Here is a 2547-nt window from a genome sequence, read left to right as displayed (position 1 = left end):
CCTAAAGGTGGCGGACAAGGCAATGGTTCAGGACAAGGTGATGCGAGTGCTGATGGCGAAGGCCAAGATGAATTTATTTTCCAAATCTCTAAAGATGAATATCTTGATCTACTGTTTGAAGATCTGGAATTGCCTAATCTAGAAAAAAATCAAATCAATAAAATTACAGAATGGAAAACTCATCGCGCGGGTTTCAAAACGGCAGGTGTACCGTCGAACATTGCTGTAGTTCGCTCTTTGCAACAATCACTGGCTCGCCGCACCGCAATGACAGCGGGAAAACGTCGTTTAATGGGGGAATTAGAAGAAGAGTTACTGCGCATTCAAAATAGAGAGCCCGCTCAAGTATTAGAAGAGAAGCGACTTAAGCAAGAAATCGAAGCGTTGCGTAAAAAAATTGAAAGTGTGCCGTTTATTGATACGTTTGACCTACGTTTCAAAAACTTTGAAAAACGCCCCATTCCATCGAGCCAAGCTGTTATGTTCTGCTTAATGGATGTGTCGGGTTCAATGGATCAAGCGACTAAAGATATTGCCAAACGTTTTTACGTGTTGCTGTATCTATTTTTAACTCGCACTTATGAAAATGTCGAAGTGGTGTTTATTCGTCACCATACGCAAGCCAAAGAGGTGGATGAGCACGAGTTCTTCTACTCTCAAGAGACCGGCGGCACGATTGTTTCTAGCGCACTGAAATTAATGCATGAAATCATTGAACAACGCTACCCACTCGGCGAATGGAACATCTACGCAGCTCAAGCATCCGATGGTGATAACTGGGCTGATGATTCGCCTCGTTGTAAAGAACTCCTCACCAATAAGCTTCTGCCATATTGCCAGTATTACGCTTATATTGAAATCACTCGTCGCTCACACCAAACCTTGTGGCACGAGTACGAAAAATTACAACCCTCATTTGGCAATTTTGCGATTAAAAACATTCGCACCGTGGATGACATATTCCCTGTATTTAGGGAGCTATTCCAAAAGGAAACAGCTTAGGGAGGCATACTAATGACAACAAAAGCGAAAGGTACTTCAAAACGCAAGAGCAAATTGTTACCAGACGGGCCTGACTGGACGTTTGAGCTTTTGGAGAAATACCATACTGAAATACGCCGGGTAGCTGAGTTTTATCGTCTCGATACTTACCCCAATCAAATTGAAGTTATTACCTCCGAGCAGATGATGGATGCCTACTCCAGCATTGGCATGCCGATTAATTACAGCCACTGGTCATTTGGCAAAAAATTTATTCAAACGGAACAAGGTTACAAACATGGCCAAATGGGGCTCGCGTATGAGATCGTTATTAACTCAGACCCATGCATTGCCTATTTAATGGAAGAAAACACCGTCACTATGCAAGCCTTAGTGATGGCACACGCTTGCTATGGTCACAACTCGTTTTTCAAAGGCAACTACCTTTTCCAAACTTGGACGGATGCGAGTTCTATCATTGACTATCTCTTGTTTGCCAAAAACTACATTTCAGAATGCGAAGAAAAATATGGCGTACCCGAAGTCGAATCGCTGCTCGACTCATGCCACGCGTTAATGAATTATGGTGTTGACCGCTATAAACGACCTGAAAAAATATCGATAGCAGAAGAAAAAGCACGTCAAGAAGAGCGCGAAGCCTATCTACAATCACAAGTTAATGAACTGTGGCGCACCGTGCCCAAAGCAAAAACCAAAGAAGAAGATCTTAAAGTTCGTTTTCCAAGTGAGCCACAAGAAAACATTCTTTATTTCATTGAGAAACATGCGCCACTGCTTGAGCCATGGCAACGGGAGATCGTTCGTATTGTGAGGAAAATAAGCCAATATTTTTACCCACAAAAACAGACACAAGTGATGAATGAAGGCTGGGCCACATTCTGGCACTACACTATCTTGAATCACCTTTATGATGAAGGTTTTGTTTCTGAGAAATTCATTCTTGAGTTTCTACACAGCCACACCAGTGTCGTCGCACAACCTTCTTACAACAGCCCCTATTTTAGTGGCATCAATCCATATGCACTTGGCTTTGCTATGTTCCGAGATATTAAACGTATTTGTGAAGAGCCAACCGATGAAGATAGGGAATGGTTTCCTGAGCTTGCTGGCACAGAATGGTTAGATGCGCTTCATTTTGCTATGCACAACTTTAAGGACGAGAGCTTCATTAGCCAGTATCTTTCACCTAAAGTAATGCGCGATTTCAAGCTGTTTGCCATTGTGGATGACGATCGCAAGAATTTCATTGAAGTTAGTGCCATTCACGATGATATTGGCTATCACGCCATCCGTGAAAAGCTTGCGGCACAGTACAATCTCAGTAATTTAGAACCGAATATTCAAGTTTATAACGTGGATGTACGTGGTGATCGTTCACTGACGCTTCAACACGTTCCACACGATAGAATTCCTTTAGATCAAAGCTGTCATGAGGTACTAAAACACCTTTACCGTTTATGGGGGTTTGATGTCATTTTAGAGGAAGTCAAAGAGAGTGGCCGACGTGAAATTTTAGCGACTTGCCCACCACACGGCGAACGTGAC

At 42.8% G+C, this 2547-nt stretch carries 2 protein-coding genes; both read left to right on the top strand.

The annotated features are described in order from the left end of the window. Nucleotides 1–1002 (top strand): YeaH/YhbH family protein (locus AACT21_RS08800; RefSeq protein ID WP_094164361.1); only part of this gene is annotated, 1002 nt, incomplete at its 5' end. A 12-nt stretch (nt 1003–1014) separates the two neighbouring features. After that, a partial coding sequence (locus AACT21_RS08795) for a SpoVR family protein (RefSeq protein WP_141195261.1) occupies nt 1015–2547 on the top strand: 1533 nt, incomplete at its 3' end.

Source organism: Vibrio sp. V08_P9A1T1, assembly GCF_963874405.1.
Lineage (GTDB): Bacteria > Pseudomonadota > Gammaproteobacteria > Enterobacterales > Vibrionaceae > Vibrio > Vibrio anguillarum.
This window is presented reverse-complemented; position numbering and strand designations above follow the sequence as displayed.